19 protein-coding genes are annotated in these 16,735 nt (G+C 69.2%); 16 read left to right on the top strand and 3 right to left on the bottom strand.

Annotated elements, in window-relative coordinates:
- On the bottom strand, nt 1-789 hold the full coding sequence (locus ACKOQ4_RS06245) for a DUF3109 family protein (RefSeq protein WP_526289915.1): 789 nt from the start codon (nt 787-789) through the stop codon (nt 1-3).
- Nucleotides 790-830: 41 nt separating this feature from the next.
- Here ACKOQ4_RS06245 and ACKOQ4_RS06240 point away from each other — a divergent pair, with 41 nt between their 5' ends.
- The 9 genes from ACKOQ4_RS06240 to ACKOQ4_RS06200 all read left to right on the top strand — a co-directional run bounded on the left by ACKOQ4_RS06240 (nt 831) and on the right by ACKOQ4_RS06200 (nt 8,369).
- Entirely contained in the window at nt 831-1,793 is a 963-nt protein-coding gene (locus tag ACKOQ4_RS06240; protein WP_526289913.1) for a Ppx/GppA family phosphatase, read from the top strand.
- 13 nt (nt 1,794-1,806) lie between these two features.
- The gene (locus ACKOQ4_RS06235) at nt 1,807-3,024 is read left to right on the top strand and encodes an Rv0497 family membrane protein (RefSeq protein ID WP_526289911.1); all 1,218 of its coding nucleotides are present in this window, start codon (nt 1,807-1,809) and stop codon (nt 3,022-3,024) included.
- A 4-nt stretch (nt 3,025-3,028) separates the two neighbouring features.
- The gene (locus ACKOQ4_RS06230) at nt 3,029-3,874 is read left to right on the top strand and encodes a sugar phosphate isomerase/epimerase family protein (protein ID WP_526289909.1); all 846 of its coding nucleotides are present in this window, start codon (nt 3,029-3,031) and stop codon (nt 3,872-3,874) included.
- 11 nt (nt 3,875-3,885) lie between these two features.
- Nucleotides 3,886-4,716 (top strand): acyl-CoA thioesterase, encoded by an 831-nt coding sequence (locus ACKOQ4_RS06225; protein WP_526289907.1) that lies wholly within the window; start codon nt 3,886-3,888, stop codon nt 4,714-4,716.
- 11 nt (nt 4,717-4,727) lie between these two features.
- A complete protein-coding gene (gene proC, locus ACKOQ4_RS06220) occupies nt 4,728-5,588 on the top strand; it encodes a pyrroline-5-carboxylate reductase (RefSeq protein ID WP_526289905.1) in 861 nt (286 codons plus the stop codon).
- 140 nt (nt 5,589-5,728) lie between these two features.
- Nucleotides 5,729-5,992 (top strand): helix-turn-helix domain-containing protein, encoded by a 264-nt coding sequence (locus ACKOQ4_RS06215; RefSeq protein ID WP_526289903.1) that lies wholly within the window; start codon nt 5,729-5,731, stop codon nt 5,990-5,992.
- Between the two features lie 84 nt (nt 5,993-6,076).
- The gene (locus ACKOQ4_RS06210) at nt 6,077-6,178 is read left to right on the top strand and encodes a 30S ribosomal protein bS22 (protein ID WP_003402602.1); all 102 of its coding nucleotides are present in this window, start codon (nt 6,077-6,079) and stop codon (nt 6,176-6,178) included.
- Nucleotides 6,179-6,246: 68 nt separating this feature from the next.
- A complete protein-coding gene (locus tag ACKOQ4_RS06205) occupies nt 6,247-7,344 on the top strand; it encodes an SDR family oxidoreductase (RefSeq protein WP_526289901.1) in 1,098 nt (365 codons plus the stop codon).
- Nucleotides 7,344-8,369: a lysophospholipid acyltransferase family protein gene (locus ACKOQ4_RS06200; RefSeq protein ID WP_526289899.1), complete on the top strand. Its 1,026-nt coding sequence runs from the start codon at nt 7,344-7,346 to the stop codon at nt 8,367-8,369. The genes ACKOQ4_RS06205 and ACKOQ4_RS06200 overlap by 1 nt, the downstream gene beginning before the upstream one ends.
- A gap of 28 nt (nt 8,370-8,397) precedes the next feature.
- Here the strand turns inward: ACKOQ4_RS06200 and ACKOQ4_RS06195 are convergent, their stop codons facing one another.
- Nucleotides 8,398-8,901 (bottom strand): FAS1-like dehydratase domain-containing protein, encoded by a 504-nt coding sequence (locus ACKOQ4_RS06195; protein WP_526289897.1) that lies wholly within the window; start codon nt 8,899-8,901, stop codon nt 8,398-8,400.
- Between the two features lie 35 nt (nt 8,902-8,936).
- Nucleotides 8,937-9,818 carry an HAD family hydrolase gene (locus ACKOQ4_RS06190; RefSeq protein WP_526289895.1) on the bottom strand — a complete coding sequence of 294 codons (882 nt, stop codon included), beginning with the start codon at nt 9,816-9,818 and terminating at the stop codon, nt 8,937-8,939.
- Nucleotides 9,819-9,914: 96 nt separating this feature from the next.
- On the opposite strand from ACKOQ4_RS06190, the gene ACKOQ4_RS06185 reads away from it, so the two are divergent.
- The 7 genes from ACKOQ4_RS06185 (at nt 9,915) to ACKOQ4_RS06155 (ending at nt 16,705) form a co-directional block, all read left to right on the top strand.
- Nucleotides 9,915-10,175: a glutaredoxin family protein gene (locus ACKOQ4_RS06185; RefSeq protein WP_526289893.1), complete on the top strand. Its 261-nt coding sequence runs from the start codon at nt 9,915-9,917 to the stop codon at nt 10,173-10,175.
- Nucleotides 10,176-10,300: 125 nt separating this feature from the next.
- Nucleotides 10,301-11,668: a glutamyl-tRNA reductase gene (locus tag ACKOQ4_RS06180; RefSeq protein WP_526289891.1), complete on the top strand. Its 1,368-nt coding sequence runs from the start codon at nt 10,301-10,303 to the stop codon at nt 11,666-11,668.
- Nucleotides 11,668-12,642 (top strand): DUF6734 family protein, encoded by a 975-nt coding sequence (locus ACKOQ4_RS06175; protein ID WP_526289889.1) that lies wholly within the window; start codon nt 11,668-11,670, stop codon nt 12,640-12,642. The genes ACKOQ4_RS06180 and ACKOQ4_RS06175 overlap by 1 nt, the downstream gene beginning before the upstream one ends.
- A gap of 5 nt (nt 12,643-12,647) precedes the next feature.
- On the top strand, nt 12,648-13,601 hold the full coding sequence (gene hemC, locus ACKOQ4_RS06170; protein ID WP_526289887.1) for a hydroxymethylbilane synthase: 954 nt from the start codon (nt 12,648-12,650) through the stop codon (nt 13,599-13,601).
- Between the two features lie 46 nt (nt 13,602-13,647).
- Nucleotides 13,648-15,291, top strand: a complete 1,644-nt coding sequence (locus tag ACKOQ4_RS06165; RefSeq protein ID WP_526289885.1) for a bifunctional uroporphyrinogen-III C-methyltransferase/uroporphyrinogen-III synthase — start codon at nt 13,648-13,650, stop codon at nt 15,289-15,291.
- An 11-nt stretch (nt 15,292-15,302) separates the two neighbouring features.
- Nucleotides 15,303-16,280: a porphobilinogen synthase gene (gene hemB, locus ACKOQ4_RS06160; RefSeq protein WP_526289883.1), complete on the top strand. Its 978-nt coding sequence runs from the start codon at nt 15,303-15,305 to the stop codon at nt 16,278-16,280.
- On the top strand, nt 16,277-16,705 hold the full coding sequence (locus ACKOQ4_RS06155; RefSeq protein ID WP_526289881.1) for a hypothetical protein: 429 nt from the start codon (nt 16,277-16,279) through the stop codon (nt 16,703-16,705). Before hemB ends, ACKOQ4_RS06155 begins: the two co-directional genes overlap by 4 nt.
- Nucleotides 16,706-16,735: the final 30 nt, after the last annotated feature.

The raw sequence follows: 16,735 nt of genomic DNA, 5'->3' as shown, positions 1-16,735 counted from the left end.
CTAGCGCCCGCTGCCGGCCGCGGCGCGGGTGGCGGGGTGAACGGCGATCAATGGGAATCCGCTGCGCCGCTTGCACATAGCGGCCAGCTCGGCATAGGTCTTCTCGCCGAGCAGCTCGGTGAGCTCGGCGGCATAGGACTGCCATACCGGCTTCTTCCCGACGTGCGCGGCCGGGTCGCCACTGCAGTACCAGTGCAGGTCCTCACCGCCCTCGCCCCAGCCCCGCCGGTCGTACTCGGAGATCGTGGTCTTGAGGATCTCGCTGCCGTCGGGGCGGGTCACCCACTCCTGAACGCGCCGGATCGGGAGCTGCCAGCACACCTCGGGCTTCATGGTCAGCGGCTCCACGCCCAGCTTGAGCGCCTTGCTGTGCAGGGCGCAGCCGATACCCCCGGCGAATCCCTGGCGATTCAGGAAAATGCAGGCGCCCTTGTACTTTCGGGTCCGCAGGTTGGGCTTGTCCTCGTATTCGTCCATCTCCAGGTAGCCCTTCGGGCCGAGGCCTTTGTCGCGGAACTGCCAGTCCTTGTCGCTCAGCGTCTTGACGGCGTCGTCGAGTTTCGCGCGGTCGTCGTCGTCGGAGAGGAAGGCTCCGTGCGAACAGCACCCGTCGTCGGGGCGACCCTCGACGGTGCCCTGGCATGCCGGCGTGCCGTACACGCACGTCCAGTTCGACAGCAGCCAGGTCAGGTCCGCGGCGATCAGGTGCTCGGGGTTGGCCGGGTCGTAGAACTCCACCCACTCGCGTGGGAAGTCCAGTTCGACCTCGCCGGGATTACTGGGAGTCACGGAACTAAACGGTAGACCACGCAGGCCGCTAGGTTGAACACGTGAGACTCGGCGTGCTCGACGTGGGCAGCAACACGGTTCATCTGCTTGTGGTCGATGCTCACCGCGGTGGCCACCCGACGCCGATGAGTTCCACCAAGGCCCCGCTGCGGCTCGCCGAGGCGATCGACGACTCCGGCAAGCTCACCCGCCGCGGTGCGGACAAGCTCACCGAGACCGTGGACGAGTTCGCCAAGATCGCCCGCAGTTCCGGTTGTGAGGATCTGATGGCATTCGCCACCTCGGCGGTCCGCGACGCCACCAACTCCGACCAGGTGCTCGCTCAGGTCCGCGCCGAGACCGGAGTCGACCTCCAGGTGCTCTCCGGAGCCGACGAGTCCCGGCTGACCTTCCTTGCGGTGCGGCGCTGGTACGGGTGGAGCGCGGGGCGCATCACCGGCCTCGATATCGGCGGCGGTTCGCTGGAGATGTCATCAGGGGTTGACGAGGCGCCCGACGTCGCGCTGTCGTTGCCACTGGGCGCCGGCCGGCTGACGCGCGAGTGGCTGACCAAGGACCCGCCGGGCCGGAGGCGGGTGGACATGCTGCGGGACTGGCTGGACAGCGAGCTGGCCGAGGCTGCCCGGGCGGTGCAGGACGTGGGTCCGCCGGATCTGGCGGTGGGCACATCCAAGACGTTCCGTTCGCTGGCCAGACTGACCGGCGCCGCGCCCTCGGCCGCCGGGCCGCGGGTTCAGCGGGTCCTCACCGCCAACGGCCTTCGGCAACTCATAGCGTTCATCTCTAGGATGACCACAGCGGATCGCGCTGACCTGGAAGGGGTCAGCGCCGAACGGGCGCCGCAGATCGTGGCCGGCGCCCTGGTAGCGGAGGCGAGTATGAGAGCACTGTCCCTGGAGTCGGTGCAGATCTGCCCGTGGGCGCTGCGGGAGGGCATCATCCTGCGCCGGTTGGACAGTGAGGCGGACGGGACCGCGTTCGTGCAGGCCGCGCAGGCCGACTGAGAGGCGAGACACGATGAGCGCACCAGAGGAACGGCCGTTGTCGGTCGCCGAGCTGCTTGCCCGGAACGGAACCATCGGCGCACCGCCGATCGGCGGCCGGCGCAGGCGTAAGCGCCGCAACAGCGACGGTGTTTCGGTGGCCGAACTGACCGGGGAGATCCCGGTGGTCCGGACCGGGGAGATCCCGGTCGTCGGTGACGACGAATACGTCGACGAGGACGGCGACGACGTTGAGTACGCGGAGGGGGAGTACGCGGAGGGGGAGTACGACGGGGAGTACGACGGGGAGTACGCAGAGGACGAATACGACGGGGAATACGCGGACGGCGAGCACGCCGACGAGGCGGTGGCCGCTGCCGAGTACGCAGGCGAGGAGTACACCTACTCAGCCGGCGAGGAGGTGGCCGCCGAATATCCCGCCGCGGCTCTCGAGCCCGAGTCGTCGGAGATGGTGATCGTCTACACCGCAGCGGAAGAGCAGACGCCGGTCATCCACGAGTTCACCGAGCCGGTCGTCCACCCCGAAGTGGTCGAGGAGTCCGATGTTGTCGGCTTCTCCGAGGTGGTGGTGGAGTCCGATGTCGTCGGCTACTCCGAGTTGGCCGGGGAATCCGAGGCGCACCCGCAGCCGCCGCGGTCGAGCAGCCCGCTGCCCCGCCGCGGCGGCGGCCCCGAACTCAGCCACGACCCGCGGCCGCAGCGGTTGTCCTCCGACGCCGAGCAGATGGCCTACGACCCGGTCGACGGGTCGGTGAGCCTGGCCGACCTCGTCGAGGAACACGCCGTCGACGCCGAGGAGCTGCGAACGTACTTGCGAGCGTCGGAAGGCACGCTGTTCTCCGGTGGCACCGTCGCCGACGACCTCGCCCGTCGCGGTGTGGTCGCGGAGTCCGGCGATGCGGACACCGAAGCCGTCCTTGACTATGACGGCGAGGACGCCGAGGGCCCGGCCGGGCACGAGCCGCGCCGGTTGGCCAATGCGCTCGGGAACGGGTTACTGGCGGTCCTGCAGTCGCTGCTGGCTGTTGTATTCGGCGCCGGGCTGTTCATCGCCTTCGATCAGCTGTGGCGCTGGAATCACCTTGTCGCCCTTGTTCTTACGGTCATCGTCGTGGTGGCGCTGGCGGCCGCCGTACGGATCCTCCGTAAGACCGAGGACATCGTCAGCACCCTCACCGCGGTGGCAGTCGGGCTGCTGGTGACGCTGGGTCCGCTCGCACTGCAGACCTGACCCGGTGCGCCCAGCGATCAAGGTCGGCCTGTCGACGGCTTCGGTCTACCCGCTGAAGACTGAAGCCGCATTCGAGTGTGCGGCCGAACTCGGCTACGACGGCGTCGAGCTGATGGTGTGGGCGGAGACCGTCAGTCAGGACGTCGGCGCGATCTCGCAACTGTCGCGCCGCTACGGCGTTCCGGTCCTCTCGGTGCACGCGCCCTGCCTGCTGATCTCCCAGCGGGTATGGGGCCCTGACCCGATCCCCAAGCTGAACCGCAGCGTGCAGGCCGCCGAACGACTCGGTGCGCAGACCGTGGTGGTCCATCCGCCCTTCCGATGGCAGCGCCGGTACGCCGAGGGTTTCAGCGAGCAGGTCGCCTGGCTGGAGGAGCGCAGCGAGGTCATGGTCGCGGTGGAGAACATGTTCCCGTTCCGGGCCGACCGCTTCTTCGGCTCCGGTCAGCCCTCCATCGAGCGGATGCGCCGGCGGGGCGGCCGTCCGGGGGCGGCCGTATCGGCCTTCGCGCCGTCCTACGACCCGCTGGACGGCAACCACGCGCACTACACCCTGGATCTCTCGCACACCGCTACCGCCGGAACCGACGCGCTGGACATGGCCCGACGGATGGGGGACGGACTGGTCCACCTGCATCTGTGCGACGGCAACGGCGCCTCCACCGACGAACATCTGCCGCCGGGGCGCGGAACCCAGCCCACCCATGAGATCTGCCAGATGCTGGCCGGCAGCGACTTCTCCGGTCACGTGGTCCTGGAGGTCACGACGTCGGGGGCGCGCTCCAAGGCCGAGCGCGACGGCCTGCTCGCCGAGTCGCTAGAGTTCGCCCGCACCCACCTGCTCCGCTAGAAGGGCCGGCGATGACATTCGAGGCGCCCCCGTTGTTCTCCGAGGTGATGACGCTGCGTCCTGTTCCCGGTTCGGCGGGTCACTTCGATGCCGAACTCGGCGAACACTGGACCATCGGACCCAAGCCGCACGGCGGGGTGATGATCGCGCTGTGCGCCAACGCCGCCCGTTCGGCCTACTCCGAGGGCGGCGCCGATCCGGCGGCGTACCCGATCGCGGTCTCGGCGAACTACCTGTCCGCCCCCGACCCGGGCGCCGTCCGTCTGGTCACCGGCGTGCGCAAGCGCGGTCGCCGGATCGGCCTGGTCGACGTCGAACTGATCCAGGGTGACCGGGCCTGCGTGCATGCGGTGGTAACCCTCGGCGAGCCCGAGCACAACGCCCCGCCGCTGTTCTCGCACACCCCGGTGACCGAGCTGATGAGCCCGGACCCCCCGGCCGGCGTGGTTGCCATCGGCCCGGGGCATCCGGCGGCGGAGATCAACAACCTCTCCCGCGGGTGTGACATCCGTCCGCTCGTCGTGGAGTCGGTGTCGGCCGGCGTCGCCCCGACGTTCCAGATCTGGGTCCGCCCGAAGGTGGGTCGGGTCGACGAGTTGTTCGCGCTGATGTGCGGCGACATCTCGCTCCCGGTGCCCTACGCCGTCGGCCGCCGGGGCTGGGCACCGACCGTTCAGCTGACCGCCTACCTGCGTGGAGTGCCGGCCGACGGGTGGCTCCGGGTGGTGTGCACCACCACCGAGATCGGCCGGGACTGGTTCGACGAGGACCACACCGTGGTCGACAGCACCGGGCGCATCGTCGTGCAAACGCGCCAGCTTGCGCTGGTCCCCGGTCTGTAGGGTTTCCGGCTATGGCCAGGATCGCGATCATCGGTGGCGGCAACATGGGCGAGGCACTGCTTGCCGGACTGCTCAAGTCCGGGCACGCGGCCCGCCACGTGGTGGTCGCCGAGAAAGCGGCCGGACGTGCCGAATACCTCGCGCAGAGCTACGGGGTGCGGGTTGCCCCGCTGGCCGATGCCGTGGAAAACGCCGGTTTCATCATCCTGGCGGTCAAGCCCGGCGACGCCGGAGCGGTGATCGGCGAGGTCGCCGCGGCCGTGACCGGGGCCCCCGGCGACACCCCCGAACAAGTCCTGGTCAGCGTGATCGCCGGTGTGACCACCGGTTTCTACGAGTCCCGCCTGCCGGCCGGTTCACCGGTGATCCGCGCGATGCCGAATGCGCCGGCCCTGGTCGGAGCCGGCGTCAGTGCGCTGGCGGCGGGCCGGTTCGCGTCCGCCGAGCAGCTGGCGCAGGCGGCTGAGCTGTTCCGCGGCGTAGGTGAGGTGCTGACCGTTGCAGAGAGCCAGATCGACGCCGTCACCGCGGTGTCGGGTTCGGGTCCGGCCTACTTCTTCCTGTTCCTCGAGGCGCTGGTAGACGCCGGAGTGGCCAACGGGCTGAGTCGTGCCGTGGCCACCGATCTGGCGGTGCAGACCCTGGCCGGCTCGGCGGCGATGCTGTCCGCGCGGGTCGCGGATGAGCGGTCCGACCCCGCCGGCCGCCCTGACACCAGCGCAGCCCAGCTGCGTGCGCTGGTGACCTCCCCGGGCGGCACAACCGCCGCTGGCCTGCGTGAACTGGAGCGCAACGGCCTGCGTGCCGCCGTCGCCGCGGCGGTGGAGGCCGCCAAAACCCGCTCTGAGCAGCTGGGAGTTACATCAGGGTAGTTTGAGAAAACTCTGGCGGATTAACGAACTCCCGTCGCAGTAACCCCATTGGCCACGCTATTCTCCTCCTAACGCACGGGTTTCGGTGCCAGCGGTGGGGAAGCCGCTGGAACTGCCCGTGCCCGACGGATTGGGTTGCGATGACGTCTGTGAACGGGCCTTCGGGACGGGACTCCACCGGCGGGAAGTCGGCGCGCGACGCCGGTCCGATGGAAGGACAGCCGGTCAGAACGCAGTTCCTGACCGTCGCCGAAGTCGCAGCCCTCATGCGGGTCAGCAAGATGACGGTCTACCGGTTGGTGCACAACGGCGAGTTGCCGGCCGTGCGGGTCGGCCGCTCGTTCCGCGTGCACGCGAAAGCGGTCCACGATCTGCTGGAGACGTCCTACTTCGACGCCGGCTAACGGTCGCCGCGGCCGGTTGGGTAAGGTGGGGTCCCGACACAGGCGGGCCCGGCACGGGCTTTTGGCACTTAGGTAGCGGAGTTCATGGGTTCAGTCATCAAGAAGCGGCGCAAGCGCATGTCCAAGAAGAAGCACCGCAAGCTGCTGCGTCGCACCCGGGTCCAGCGCAGAAAACTCGGTAAGTAACACTCCGCTCTCGCTCCGCCCCCGCGTCGTCGCGCCGGTCGGGGTAATCGCCGATAGGCTATGCAGACATGGATTCCGGTCGCCCGGGCGCAGACGCGCCGCACTACCCGAAGGTGGTGTTGGTCACCGGTGCCTGCCGGTTTCTAGGCGGCTACCTGACCTCGCGGCTGGCGCAGAACCCGCTGATCAACAAGGTCATCGCCGTCGACGCGATCGCCCCGAGCAAGGATCTGCAGCGGCGGATGGGACGCGCGGAGTTCGTCCGCGCCGATATCCGCAACCCGTTCATCGCCAAGGTGATCCGCAACAGCGACGTCGACACCGTGGTGCACGCGGCGGCTGCGTCGTTCGCGCCGCGGTCCGGTGGTCGCGCCACCCTCAAGGAACTCAACGTGATGGGGGCCATGCAGCTGTTTGCGGCCTGCCAGAAGGCCCCCACCGTCAGGCGGGTCGTCCTGAAGTCCACCTCGGAGATCTACGGGTCGCACCCGCACGATCCGGTGGTGCATACCGAGGACAGCAGCAGTTTGCGCCCGCCCGATGAGGGTTTCGCCCGCGACAGCATCGACATCGAGGGCTACGCGCGCGGCCTGGGCCGGCGGCGGCCCGACATCGCGGTGACCATCCTTCGGCTGGCCAACATGATCGGCCCGGCGATGGACACCGTTCTGGCCCGCTACCTGTCCGGACCGGTCGTGCCCACCGTCTTCGGCCGTGACGCCCGCCTCCAGCTGCTGCACGAGCAGGACGCGCTGGGCGCCCTGGAGCGGGCCACCATGGCCGGCCGGGCTGGCACCTTCAACGTCGGCGCCGATGGCGTCATCATGATGTCCCAGGCCATCCGTCGGGCCGGCCGGCTGCCGCTGGCGGTGCCGGCCTTCGGTGTTCGAGTGGTGGACTCGCTGCGCAAAGCGACGGCGAACAGCGAGGTCAATCGCGACCAGCTCGACTACCTGAGCTACGGAAGGGTGATGGACACCACCCGGATGCGCTCCGAATTGGGTTTCGAGCCCAAGTGGACCACGCTGGAGGCCTTCGACGATTTCGTCCGCGGCCGGGGCCTGACGCCGATCATCGACCCGGGATGGGTACGATCTGTGGAGAGCCGTGCCCTGCTCCTGGCACAGCGGTGGGGCGGCGCAGCAGGTGAAAGAGGGGGGTTCTAGTGGCCGGGGAGAAAGCGAAAGTCATTCCGCTGCATGGCGATTCGGTTCGTGCGGCCACCCGTTCCGCGCAACGCGCGGGCACGCCGCGTCGCAAACCCTCGGCCACTCCGCCGCCGGCTTCGGACGAGAGCGTCGAGGCCGTCATCCGGGAGTTCGACCAGCACCGCGGGGAATCGGCCTCCAATGACCTCGTCGCCCGGATCGCGGGCGCGGCCGACTTCCTGCGCAAGCGCCTCACCGGGGACTACACCGTCGACGAGTTCGGCTTCGATCCGCAGTACAACGATGCCGTGGTGCTGCCGGCCCTGAGGTTCTTCTACGACAAGTGGTTCCGGGTCGAGGTCAGCGGCATCGAGAACCTGCCCGACACCGGCGCCGGACTGGTGGTGGCCAACCACGCCGGCACCCTGCCCTTCGACGGCCCGATGCTCTCGGTGGCGGTGCGTGACCATCACCCGGCGCATCGCGATCTGCGCCTGCTGGCCGCCGACATCCTCTTCGACATGCCGGTGCTCGGTCCGATCGCCCGCAAGGCGGGTCACACCATGGCCTGCAACGTCGACGCCGGCCGACTGCTGGGAAGCGGCGAACTGACCGCCGTCTTCCCCGAGGGCTACAAGGGTCTGGGCAAGCCGTTCCGGGACCGCTACAAGCTGCAGCGTTTCGGCCGCGGCGGTTTCGTGTCGGCGGCACTGCACGCGAAGGCGCCGATCATCCCGTGCTCGATCGTCGGCTCGGAGGAGATCTACCCCATGCTGGCCGACGTCAAGTTGCTGGCCCGGGTGCTCGGCGTGCCGTACGTCCCGATCACTCCGCTGTTCCCGCTCGCCGGCCCGGCCGGACTGGTACCGCTGCCGTCGAAGTGGCATATCGCCTTCGGCGAACCGATCGACACCACCGGCTACGACGCAGCCGCCGCGGACGACCCGATGGTCACCTTCGAGATCACCGACCAGGTCCGCGAGACCATCCAGCAGACGCTGTTCGGTCTGCTGAGCCAGCGTCGCAACACGTTCCTCGGCTAGTCCGGGCAGCCGCCGGTTTAAGCGCTGATCAGTTTCGGCCGAGGGCTGCCGCCGCGATGGCGGCGATCTGCTCGTTGGTCTCCTCGGCCCCGGCGGCTTCGCCGATCATGGTGACGATGGTCGTCATCACCGGCTTGTCGTCGTCGTCGGTGACCTCGCTGCGCAGGGTGCTGATGATCGTTCCGTGCGACTCGATCACCGAGTCCAGCCAGGAGTCGAAATACAGTTTGTCCCCGGCGCAGATCGGCCGGTGGTAGGTGATCTTCTGGTCGCGGTGGATGACCCGGGCCAGATTGATGCCGACGTCGAAGTTGCGGAAGATGTCCAGCTGCACCTGACGCCCCGGGATCGCGATGAAGGTCAGCGGGGCGACGACGTCGGGATAGCCGGCCGCGCGGGCGGCCTCCTCGCTGTGGCTGATCGGGTCCTGGCACTGGATCGCCTTGGCGTACTCCCGGATCTTCTCGCGTCCGACCAGGTAGTAGTCCGGGTAGCGGTAGTGGGTGCCGATGATGTCGCTGGCGATGGACATTGGGCGAGCTTATCGCGCCCGCCCGGCGCCGAGAGTCAGTCGTGCTCCTGGCGGCGTGACACGGCCGCGGCCACGGCGCCGCCGACGGCTCCCACCACCAGCGCCGAGGGCACCCCGATCTTCGCCGCCTTGCGGGCGGTGCGGAAATCGCGGATCTCCCAGCCCCGCTCGCGGGCCAGCTCGCGAAGGTCGGCGTCGGGGTTGATCGCGACCGCCGTCCCGACCAGCGACAGCATCGGAACGTCGTTGAAGCTGTCCGAGTAGGCGGTGCAGCGCCTGAGGTTGAGCCCCTCGCGGATCGCCAGCGCCCGCACCGCATGGGCCTTGCCCAGCCCGTGCAGGATGTCGCCGACCAGCCGTCCGGTGAACACGCCGTCCTCGGACTCGGCGACCGTGCCCATCGCGCCGGTCAGGCCGAGCCGTCTGGCGATCACCTCGGCCAGTTCATAGGGCGTGGCCGTCACCAGCCAGACCTGCTGGCCGGCGTCGAGGTGCGCCTGGGCCAGGGCCCGGGTGCCCGGCCAGATCTTGTCGGCGATGATCTCGTCGTAGATCTCCTCGCCCAGCTCGCTGAGTTCGGCGGTCGTCCGGCCCTCGATGAAGGCCAGCGCTTTGCGTCGGCCCTCGGCGACGTCGTCGCTGTTCTCCCGCCCGGTCAGCTGGAACTTGGCCTGGGCGTAGATGAACTTCCAGACCTCGCTGTAGCGGAAGTACTTGCGGGCGGCCAGGCCGCGGCCGAAATGCACCAGCGATGATCCCTGCACCAGCGTGTTGTCGACGTCGAAGAACGCGGCGGCGGTCAGATCCCGCGGCGGCACCCCCGCTTCGGGTCCCTCGCCGGACTCCGCGGTCAGTCCCTCGACCGCGCGCTCGGCACTGGCGTCGCCGGCGCGAGCCTGCTCGTCCCCGGAACCCATGCCGACCAGCCTATCGGTGGGGGTGCCACCGCCACCCTGTCGGCGGGAATGCCACCCCGTGTCGATCTGAAACCCCGGGGTGCCAGACTGCCGGTCATGAGTCGGGCTCGCGTCGAACTGCTCACCCGGGCGGGCTGCGGGCTCTGCGAACGGGTCCATCGGCGGTTGGCGGAATTGGCCGCTGAACTGGACTTCGAGTTGTCCAGCACCGACGTCGACGCCGCGGCGGCCGCCGGCGAACCCGCCCTGCGCGCGGAGTTCGGCGACCGGCTGCCGGTGGTTCTCCTGGACGGCCGCGAACACAGTTACTGGGACGTCGACGAGCCCCGTTTGCGGGCCGACGTCACGAACCGGTGACGGCCGGGATGGAATTTGTTCAGCCCGCTGCGGAGCTATTACGGTTTCGGTAGTTTCTCACCCGGAACACTGTCAACAGTCCTCCAGACGTCGCCGCGCATAGGAGTAGGTCAGGTGATCGTGCCGTGAGCGTCCTGCTGTTCGGGGTGTCTCACCGCAGCGCACCGGTCTCGGTCATCGAGCAACTCTCGACCGACGAAGCCGATCAGGTGAAGATCATCCAGCAGGTGTTGCAATCCCCGCTGGTGACCGAGGCCATGATCCTGTCGACCTGCAATCGGGTCGAGGTGTACGCCGTGGTCGACGCCTTCCACGGCGGCCTGGCGGCGATCGGCCAGGTTCTCTCCGAGCATTCCGGTCTGTCGATGGGCGACCTCACCAGGCACGCCTACGTCCGCTACAGCGAGGCCGCGGTCGAGCACATCTTCGCGGTGGCCAGCGGACTGGACAGCGCCGTGGTCGGCGAGCAGCAGGTGCTCGGTCAGGTCCGCCGCGCCTACGCGACGGCGGAGGCCAACCGGACCGTCGGACGGGTGCTGCACGACCTGGCCCAGCGAGCGCTGGCGGTGGGCAAGCGCGTGCACGCCGAGACCTCGATCGACGCCGCCGGCGGCAGCGTCGTCTCCGTCGCGCTGCACGTGGCCGCCGAGCGGCTCTACCGGCCGGAACTGGGCCCCTCCTACACCGCCCTGGCCGGGCGCACGGCCACCGTGATCGGCGCCGGTTCGATGGGCAGCCTGACCGCGGCCCACCTGGTCCGGGCCGGCGTCGGCCGCATCAACGTGGTCAACCGGTCACTCCCGCGGGCCGAACGGCTGGCGCGAAACCTCGACGAGCAGGGCATCGTCGCGCAGGCCATGACTCTCGACGGGCTGCAGACCGCGCTGGCCGGGGCCGACCTGGTGGTCAGCTGCACCGGCGCGGTGCGGCCGGTCGTCACACTGGCCGATGTCCACCATGCGCTGGCCGCCACGACCCGCGACGAGCTGGGCGAGCCGCTGGTTCTGTGCGACCTGGGCATGCCGCGCGACATCGACCCGGCCGTCGCCGGACTGCCCGGGGTCTGGGTCGTCGACATGGAGCGGGTGCAGCGGGAGCCCTCGGCCCGAGCCGCCGCCGCCGACGCCGAGTCCGCCCGCCGTATCGTCGCCGCCGAGGTCGGCGCCTATCTGGCCAACCAGCGGATGGCCGAGGTAACCCCCACCGTGACCGCTCTGCGCCAGCGCGCCGCCGATGTCGTCGAGGCCGAGCTGCTGCGGCTGGACCACCGGTTGCCCGGGCTGGACGCCGCCCACCGCGACGAGATCGCCCGGACCGTGCGCCGGGTGGTCGACAAGCTGCTGCACGCGCCGACGGTACGGGTCAAGCAGCTGGCCGGCGCTCCGGGGGCCGACACCTATGCCGAGGCGCTGCGGGAGCTGTTCGAGCTCGACCCGCAGGCCGTCGACGCGCTGGCTGCAGGTGAGTTCCCGCTGCCGGACAAAAATTCTTGATGAAGGCGTGCCACGTCTACCTCATCGATACGCCCTATCCGACCGACTCGGACATCGAGCGGCGCAAGTTCGAGTTGCTCACCCACATCTACTCCTGCATCAACCACAAGGCCGTCAACCCCGACATCCCGTTGGTCCTGATCACCGACCCGAACACCGTCAGGTATTACGACGACTGGCAGCTGACCGGACTGTACGACGAGGTGATCACCCATATCCACGACGACTACCCGCGTGAGCGGATCTCGAGGAATTTCTGGGCATCGCCCAAGATCTGGGCGATGTCCAAGCTGCACGCTCCGTTCGTGATCTTCGACACCGACATCATCGTGCACCGGCGCCTGACCGACTTCACCGATTGCGATCTGCTCTATCTGCACCGCGAGACCACCGCCATCTACCCGAACGTCTTCGACATCACCGGCCCCCCGGGGTTCCTGTGGGATGAGGAGATGGTCAGGTGCTTCCGGGGAACCTTGCCGATGAATTGCGCGGTCGTCGGCATGTTCAACGAGGCGTTCAAGAACGACTATGTGGAGAAGTACTTCGGGTTCGCCCTTGACGCCCCCGGTGACGTGCAATATGCCAACCCGAACTCGCACCTGATGTACCCGTGGTCCTCGGCCCAGATCGTGACCGAGCAGTGGTTGCTTGCGGCCCTGGCGTACTACTGGGCGATGGTGGCGAACACCCCGATCAAGACCAGGGCGATGGTCAAGGCGCTGTGGGCCTCCAATGACTTCTGCCCGCTCGACATGGATCTGGGTCCAGGTCCGGGGGCCGTCGCGGCCGAACTGCAGAACACCTTCTACCACCTGTGGGGCGCAAAGAAGCACCAGAACAATCCCCGCCACGCCTACTACGACCTGGTTCGCACCACGTTGCTGAGGGGAAAGTACATCGTCGAGACAAGTCCGCAGTACGACTCGGTGAAAGACGTCTTCCACCGCATCGTCTCGCAGTTGGAGGCGTGATCGACATGGCCAGCTCCCCGGCGATTCGGATCGGCACCCGCGGCAGCCTGCTTGCCACCACGCAGGCCGGGACGATCCGAGATCAGCTGATCGCGCGGGGGCGGGCAGCCGAACTGGTCATCATCAGCACCCCCGGCGACCGCTCCGACCAACCGGTCGCCGAGATCGGGGTCGGGGTGTTCACCGCCGCGCTGCGCGAGGCGATCGCCGACGGACGGGTCGACATGGCGGTGCACTCCTACAAGGACCTGCCCACCGCGGCGGACGACAGATTCGTCATCGCCGCAGTTCCGAGGCGTGAGGACCCGCGCGACGCCCTGGTCGCCCGGGACGGGCTGGTGCTGGGCGAGTTGCCGGCCGGATCCATCGTCGGTACTTCATCCGTCCGAAGGGCCGCGCAGCTTAGAGCACTGGGTCTCGGTTTGGAAATCCGCCCCCTAAGGGGCAACCTTGACACCAGGTTGAACAGGGTAAGCAGCGGTGATCTCGACGCCATCGTGGTTGCCCGGGCGGGCCTGGCCCGACTGGGACGACTCAGTGATGTCACCGAGACTCTGGAGCCGGTGCAGATGCTGCCGGCACCGGCGCAGGGAGCGCTCGCGGTGGAATGCCGCGCCGGCGACACTGCGCTGGCCGAACTGCTGGCGGAGTTGGACGACACCGACTCCCGCGCGGCGGTCACCGCGGAGCGAACCCTGCTCGCCGACCTGGAGGCCGGTTGTTCCGCACCGGTGGGCGCGATCGCCGAGGTGGTCGAGTCCATTGATGAGGACGGCCTGGTCTTCGAGGAGCTGTCGCTTCGCGCCTGCGTAGCGGCGGTGGACGGATCCGACGTGATCCGTGTGTCCGGTATCGGCACTCCCGGCCGGGCCGCAGAGCTTGGGCTCTCGGTCGCCGCGGAACTGTTCGATCTCGGTGCGCGCGAGGTCATGGCGGCGGAGCGGGAACTGCCGCGATAGCGGCGGAAGCGGGAGACTGCCGCGGCAGCGGCAGGCGGGAGAGAGTATGTCTGGTCACGCAACCGCGCGAGGGCGCAAGCCGAAGCCGGGGCGCATCACGTTCGTCGGCTCCGGCCCGGGCGACCCGGGTCTGCTGACGGTGCGCGCCCGCACCGTCCTTGCCAATGCCGCTTGCGTGTTCACCGACCCCGACGTTCCCGAGGCGGTGCTCAAGCTGATCGGGACCGACCTCCCCCCGGCCGCGGGCCCTGCGCCCGACGGAGCCCCCACCGACGACCAGACCGCGCCCCCGGTGGTCTGGGTCGGGCCCGACATCCGGCCGGCACTGGGCGAACCGGCCGAAGTGGCCAAGACGCTGGCCGCCGTTGCCAAGACCGGGTCCGACGTGGTGCGCCTGGTTGCCGGCGATCCGCTCTCGATGGACTCGGTGACCACCGAGGTGACGGCCGTGGCCAAGACCCACCTGCCCTTCGAGATCGTGCCGGGCCTGCCGGCCACGGCGGCGGTGCCTACCTACGCCGGCCTGCCGGTTGGCTCCACCCACACCGTTGCCGACGTGCGCGGGGAGGTGGACTGGGCGGCGCTGGCCGCGGCGCCGGGACCGCTCATCCTCACCGCGACCGCGTCGCATCTGGCCGACGCCGCCCGCTCGCTGATGGAGCAGGGGCTGGCCGAGGGGACGCCGTGCGTGGTTACCGCGCAGGGCAGCACCTGCGGCCAGCGATCGGTGGAGTCGACCCTGGTCGGTCTTACCGACCGTGGTCTGGGCGCCGGAGACGCCGCCGGGCCGCTGGCCGGTCCGCTGGTGGTCACCATCGGGCGAACCGTCACCGCGAGGGCGAAACTGAACTGGTGGGAGAGCCGTGCGCTGTACGGCTGGACGGTACTGGTGCCGCGCACCAAGGAGCAGGCCGCGGACATGAGTGACCGCCTGGTCGCTCATGGCGCCGTGCCCATCGAGGTCCCGACCATCGCCGTGGAACCCCCCCGCAGCCCCGCCCAGATGGAGCGGGCCGTCAAGGGCCTGGTCGACGGCCGCTACCAGTGGGTGGTCTTCACCTCCACCAACGCGGTCCGTGCGGTGTGGGAGAAGTTCGGTGAGTTCGGGCTGGACGCCCGGGCCTTCTCCGGGGTCAAGATCGCCTGCGTCGGCGAGTCGACCGCCGACCGGGTGCGTGCCTTCGGGATCAGCCCGGAGCTGGTGCCCTCCGGCGAGCAGTCCTCACTGGGGCTGCTTGACGAGTTCCCGGAGTACGACGAGGTCTTCGATCCCGTGAACCGGGTCCTGCTGCCGCGGGCGGACATCGCGACCGAGACCCTGGCCGAGGGCCTGCGGGAGCGCGGCTGGGAGATCGAGGACGTCACCGCATACCGGACGGTGCGCGCCGCTCCGCCGCCGGCGGAGACGCGGGAGATGATCAAGACCGGCGGGTTCGACGCGGTCTGCTTCACGTCGAGTTCCACGGTGCGCAACCTGGTCGGTATCGCCGGCAAGCCACATGCCCGCACCATCGTCGCCTGCATCGGCCCCAAGACCGCCGAGACCGCGGCCGAGTTCGGTCTGCGGGTCGACGTCCAGCCGGAGACCGCCGCTGTCGGTCCGCTGGTGGACGCGCTGGCCGAGCACGCCGCCCGGTTGCGCGCAGAGGGAGCACTGCCGCCGCCGCGCAAGAAGAGCCGCCGCCGATAGCGGACAGGTCGATGTTTCCCCGGCAACGCCCGCGTCGGCTGCGCTCCACACCCGCCCTGCGCCGGCTGGTGGCCGAGACCGCCCTGGAGCCCCGGCATCTGGTTTTGCCGATGTTCGTCGCCGACGGGATCTCCGAGGCCCGCCCGATAGCCTCCATGCCGGGGGTCTGCCAGCACACCCGCGACTCGCTGCGCCGCGCTGCCGACGAGGCGGTGCGGGCCGGTGTGGGCGGCCTGATGGTCTTCGGAGTGCCCCGCGACGGGGACAGGGACGCCACCGGCTCGTTCGGCATCCGCCCCGACGGCATTCTCAACGTCGCGCTTCGCGACCTGGCCGATGATCTCGGCGATGCGACGGTGCTTATGGCCGACACCTGTCTTGACGAGTTCACCGACCACGGCCACTGCGGGGTACTGGACGCCTCGGGCCGTATCGACAATGACGCCACTAATGCCCAATACGTGAAACTCGCTGTGGCGCAGGCTAAATCCGGTGCGCAGGTGGTCGGTCCGAGCGGCATGATGGACGGACAGGTGGCCGCCATCCGCGACGGGCTGGACGCCGCGGGTTTTCCCGACGTCGCCATCCTCGCCTACGCCGCGAAGTTCGCCTCGTCGTTCTACGGTCCGTTCCGCGAAGCGGTCGCCTCCACGCTGACCGGGGACCGCCGCACCTACCAGCAGGACAGCGGCAACGGGCGCGAAGCGGTGCGGGAGATACTGCTCGATATCGGGGAGGGCGCCGACATCGTGATGGTCAAGCCGGCGATGGGCTATCTGGACGTCGTTGCGGCGGCCGCGGAGGTCTCCCCGGTTCCGGTGGCGGCCTATCAGGTGTCGGGGGAGTACGCGATGATCAGCGCCGCGGCCGCCAACGGCTGGGTGGACGGCCGGGCCGCCGCGCTGGAGTCGCTGAATTGCATCCGGCGCGCCGGAGCCGACATCGTGCTGACCTACTGGGCGGCCGAGGCTGCGGGCTGGCTGGCATGACCACCGGCCCTCAGCCGCCCACCGGCGCGCCATCGCGTCCGGCCGACGTCGACACCGGCTTCTGGCTCTGGCTGGCCGCTGTTCCGCTGATGGTGATCGGTCAACTGGCCGATGCCTACGTCGCGGCCGAGACGGCCGGCAACTCGCACGTATTCGTGATGACGGCTTTCATCGCCACCATCCTCGGCGGCGTGGTGGTCGGGCTGATGGCGCTGCTGCGGTCGGGTTACCGCTGGGCGCGCACGCTGCTGACCACCGGCGGCCTGATCACTATTTTCCTGACCACGGCCAACCTGCTGAGCACCTCGCGCCCGCTGGTTCCCGCGGTGGTCTACGCGGTGACCGGCATATTCGGCTCGGTGTTCATCGCGGGCGGGATCTACCTGCTGCACCGCGCGGATTCGCAGCGGTTCTTCGTTCGCTGAGCCGGCCCGGCCCGAACCCGTCCGACCCCG

Origin of the sequence: Mycobacterium sp. (genome assembly GCF_046095365.1) — a bacterium.
GTDB lineage: Bacteria > Actinomycetota > Actinomycetes > Mycobacteriales > Mycobacteriaceae > Mycobacterium.
The sequence above is the reverse complement of the archived record's forward strand: the minus strand, read 5'-3'. Positions and strand labels throughout refer to the sequence as shown.

Coding starts and splice junctions, on each gene's coding strand:
- proC (WP_526289905.1), top strand. CDS start 4,728: ATGGCCAGGATCGCGATCATCGGTGGCGGCAACATGGGCGAGGCACTG.
- ACKOQ4_RS06155 (WP_526289881.1), top strand. CDS start 16,277: ATGACCACCGGCCCTCAGCCGCCCACCGGCGCGCCATCGCGTCCGGCC.
- ACKOQ4_RS06195 (WP_526289897.1), bottom strand. CDS start 8,901: ATGTCCATCGCCAGCGACATCATCGGCACCCACTACCGCTACCCGGAC.
- ACKOQ4_RS06235 (WP_526289911.1), top strand. CDS start 1,807: ATGAGCGCACCAGAGGAACGGCCGTTGTCGGTCGCCGAGCTGCTTGCC.
- ACKOQ4_RS06175 (WP_526289889.1), top strand. CDS start 11,668: ATGAAGGCGTGCCACGTCTACCTCATCGATACGCCCTATCCGACCGAC.
- ACKOQ4_RS06210 (WP_003402602.1), top strand. CDS start 6,077: ATGGGTTCAGTCATCAAGAAGCGGCGCAAGCGCATGTCCAAGAAGAAG.
- ACKOQ4_RS06215 (WP_526289903.1), top strand. CDS start 5,729: ATGACGTCTGTGAACGGGCCTTCGGGACGGGACTCCACCGGCGGGAAG.
- ACKOQ4_RS06225 (WP_526289907.1), top strand. CDS start 3,886: ATGACATTCGAGGCGCCCCCGTTGTTCTCCGAGGTGATGACGCTGCGT.
- ACKOQ4_RS06205 (WP_526289901.1), top strand. CDS start 6,247: ATGGATTCCGGTCGCCCGGGCGCAGACGCGCCGCACTACCCGAAGGTG.
- hemB (WP_526289883.1), top strand. CDS start 15,303: ATGTTTCCCCGGCAACGCCCGCGTCGGCTGCGCTCCACACCCGCCCTG.
- hemC (WP_526289887.1), top strand. CDS start 12,648: ATGGCCAGCTCCCCGGCGATTCGGATCGGCACCCGCGGCAGCCTGCTT.
- ACKOQ4_RS06185 (WP_526289893.1), top strand. CDS start 9,915: ATGAGTCGGGCTCGCGTCGAACTGCTCACCCGGGCGGGCTGCGGGCTC.
- ACKOQ4_RS06165 (WP_526289885.1), top strand. CDS start 13,648: ATGTCTGGTCACGCAACCGCGCGAGGGCGCAAGCCGAAGCCGGGGCGC.
- ACKOQ4_RS06190 (WP_526289895.1), bottom strand. CDS start 9,818: ATGGGTTCCGGGGACGAGCAGGCTCGCGCCGGCGACGCCAGTGCCGAG.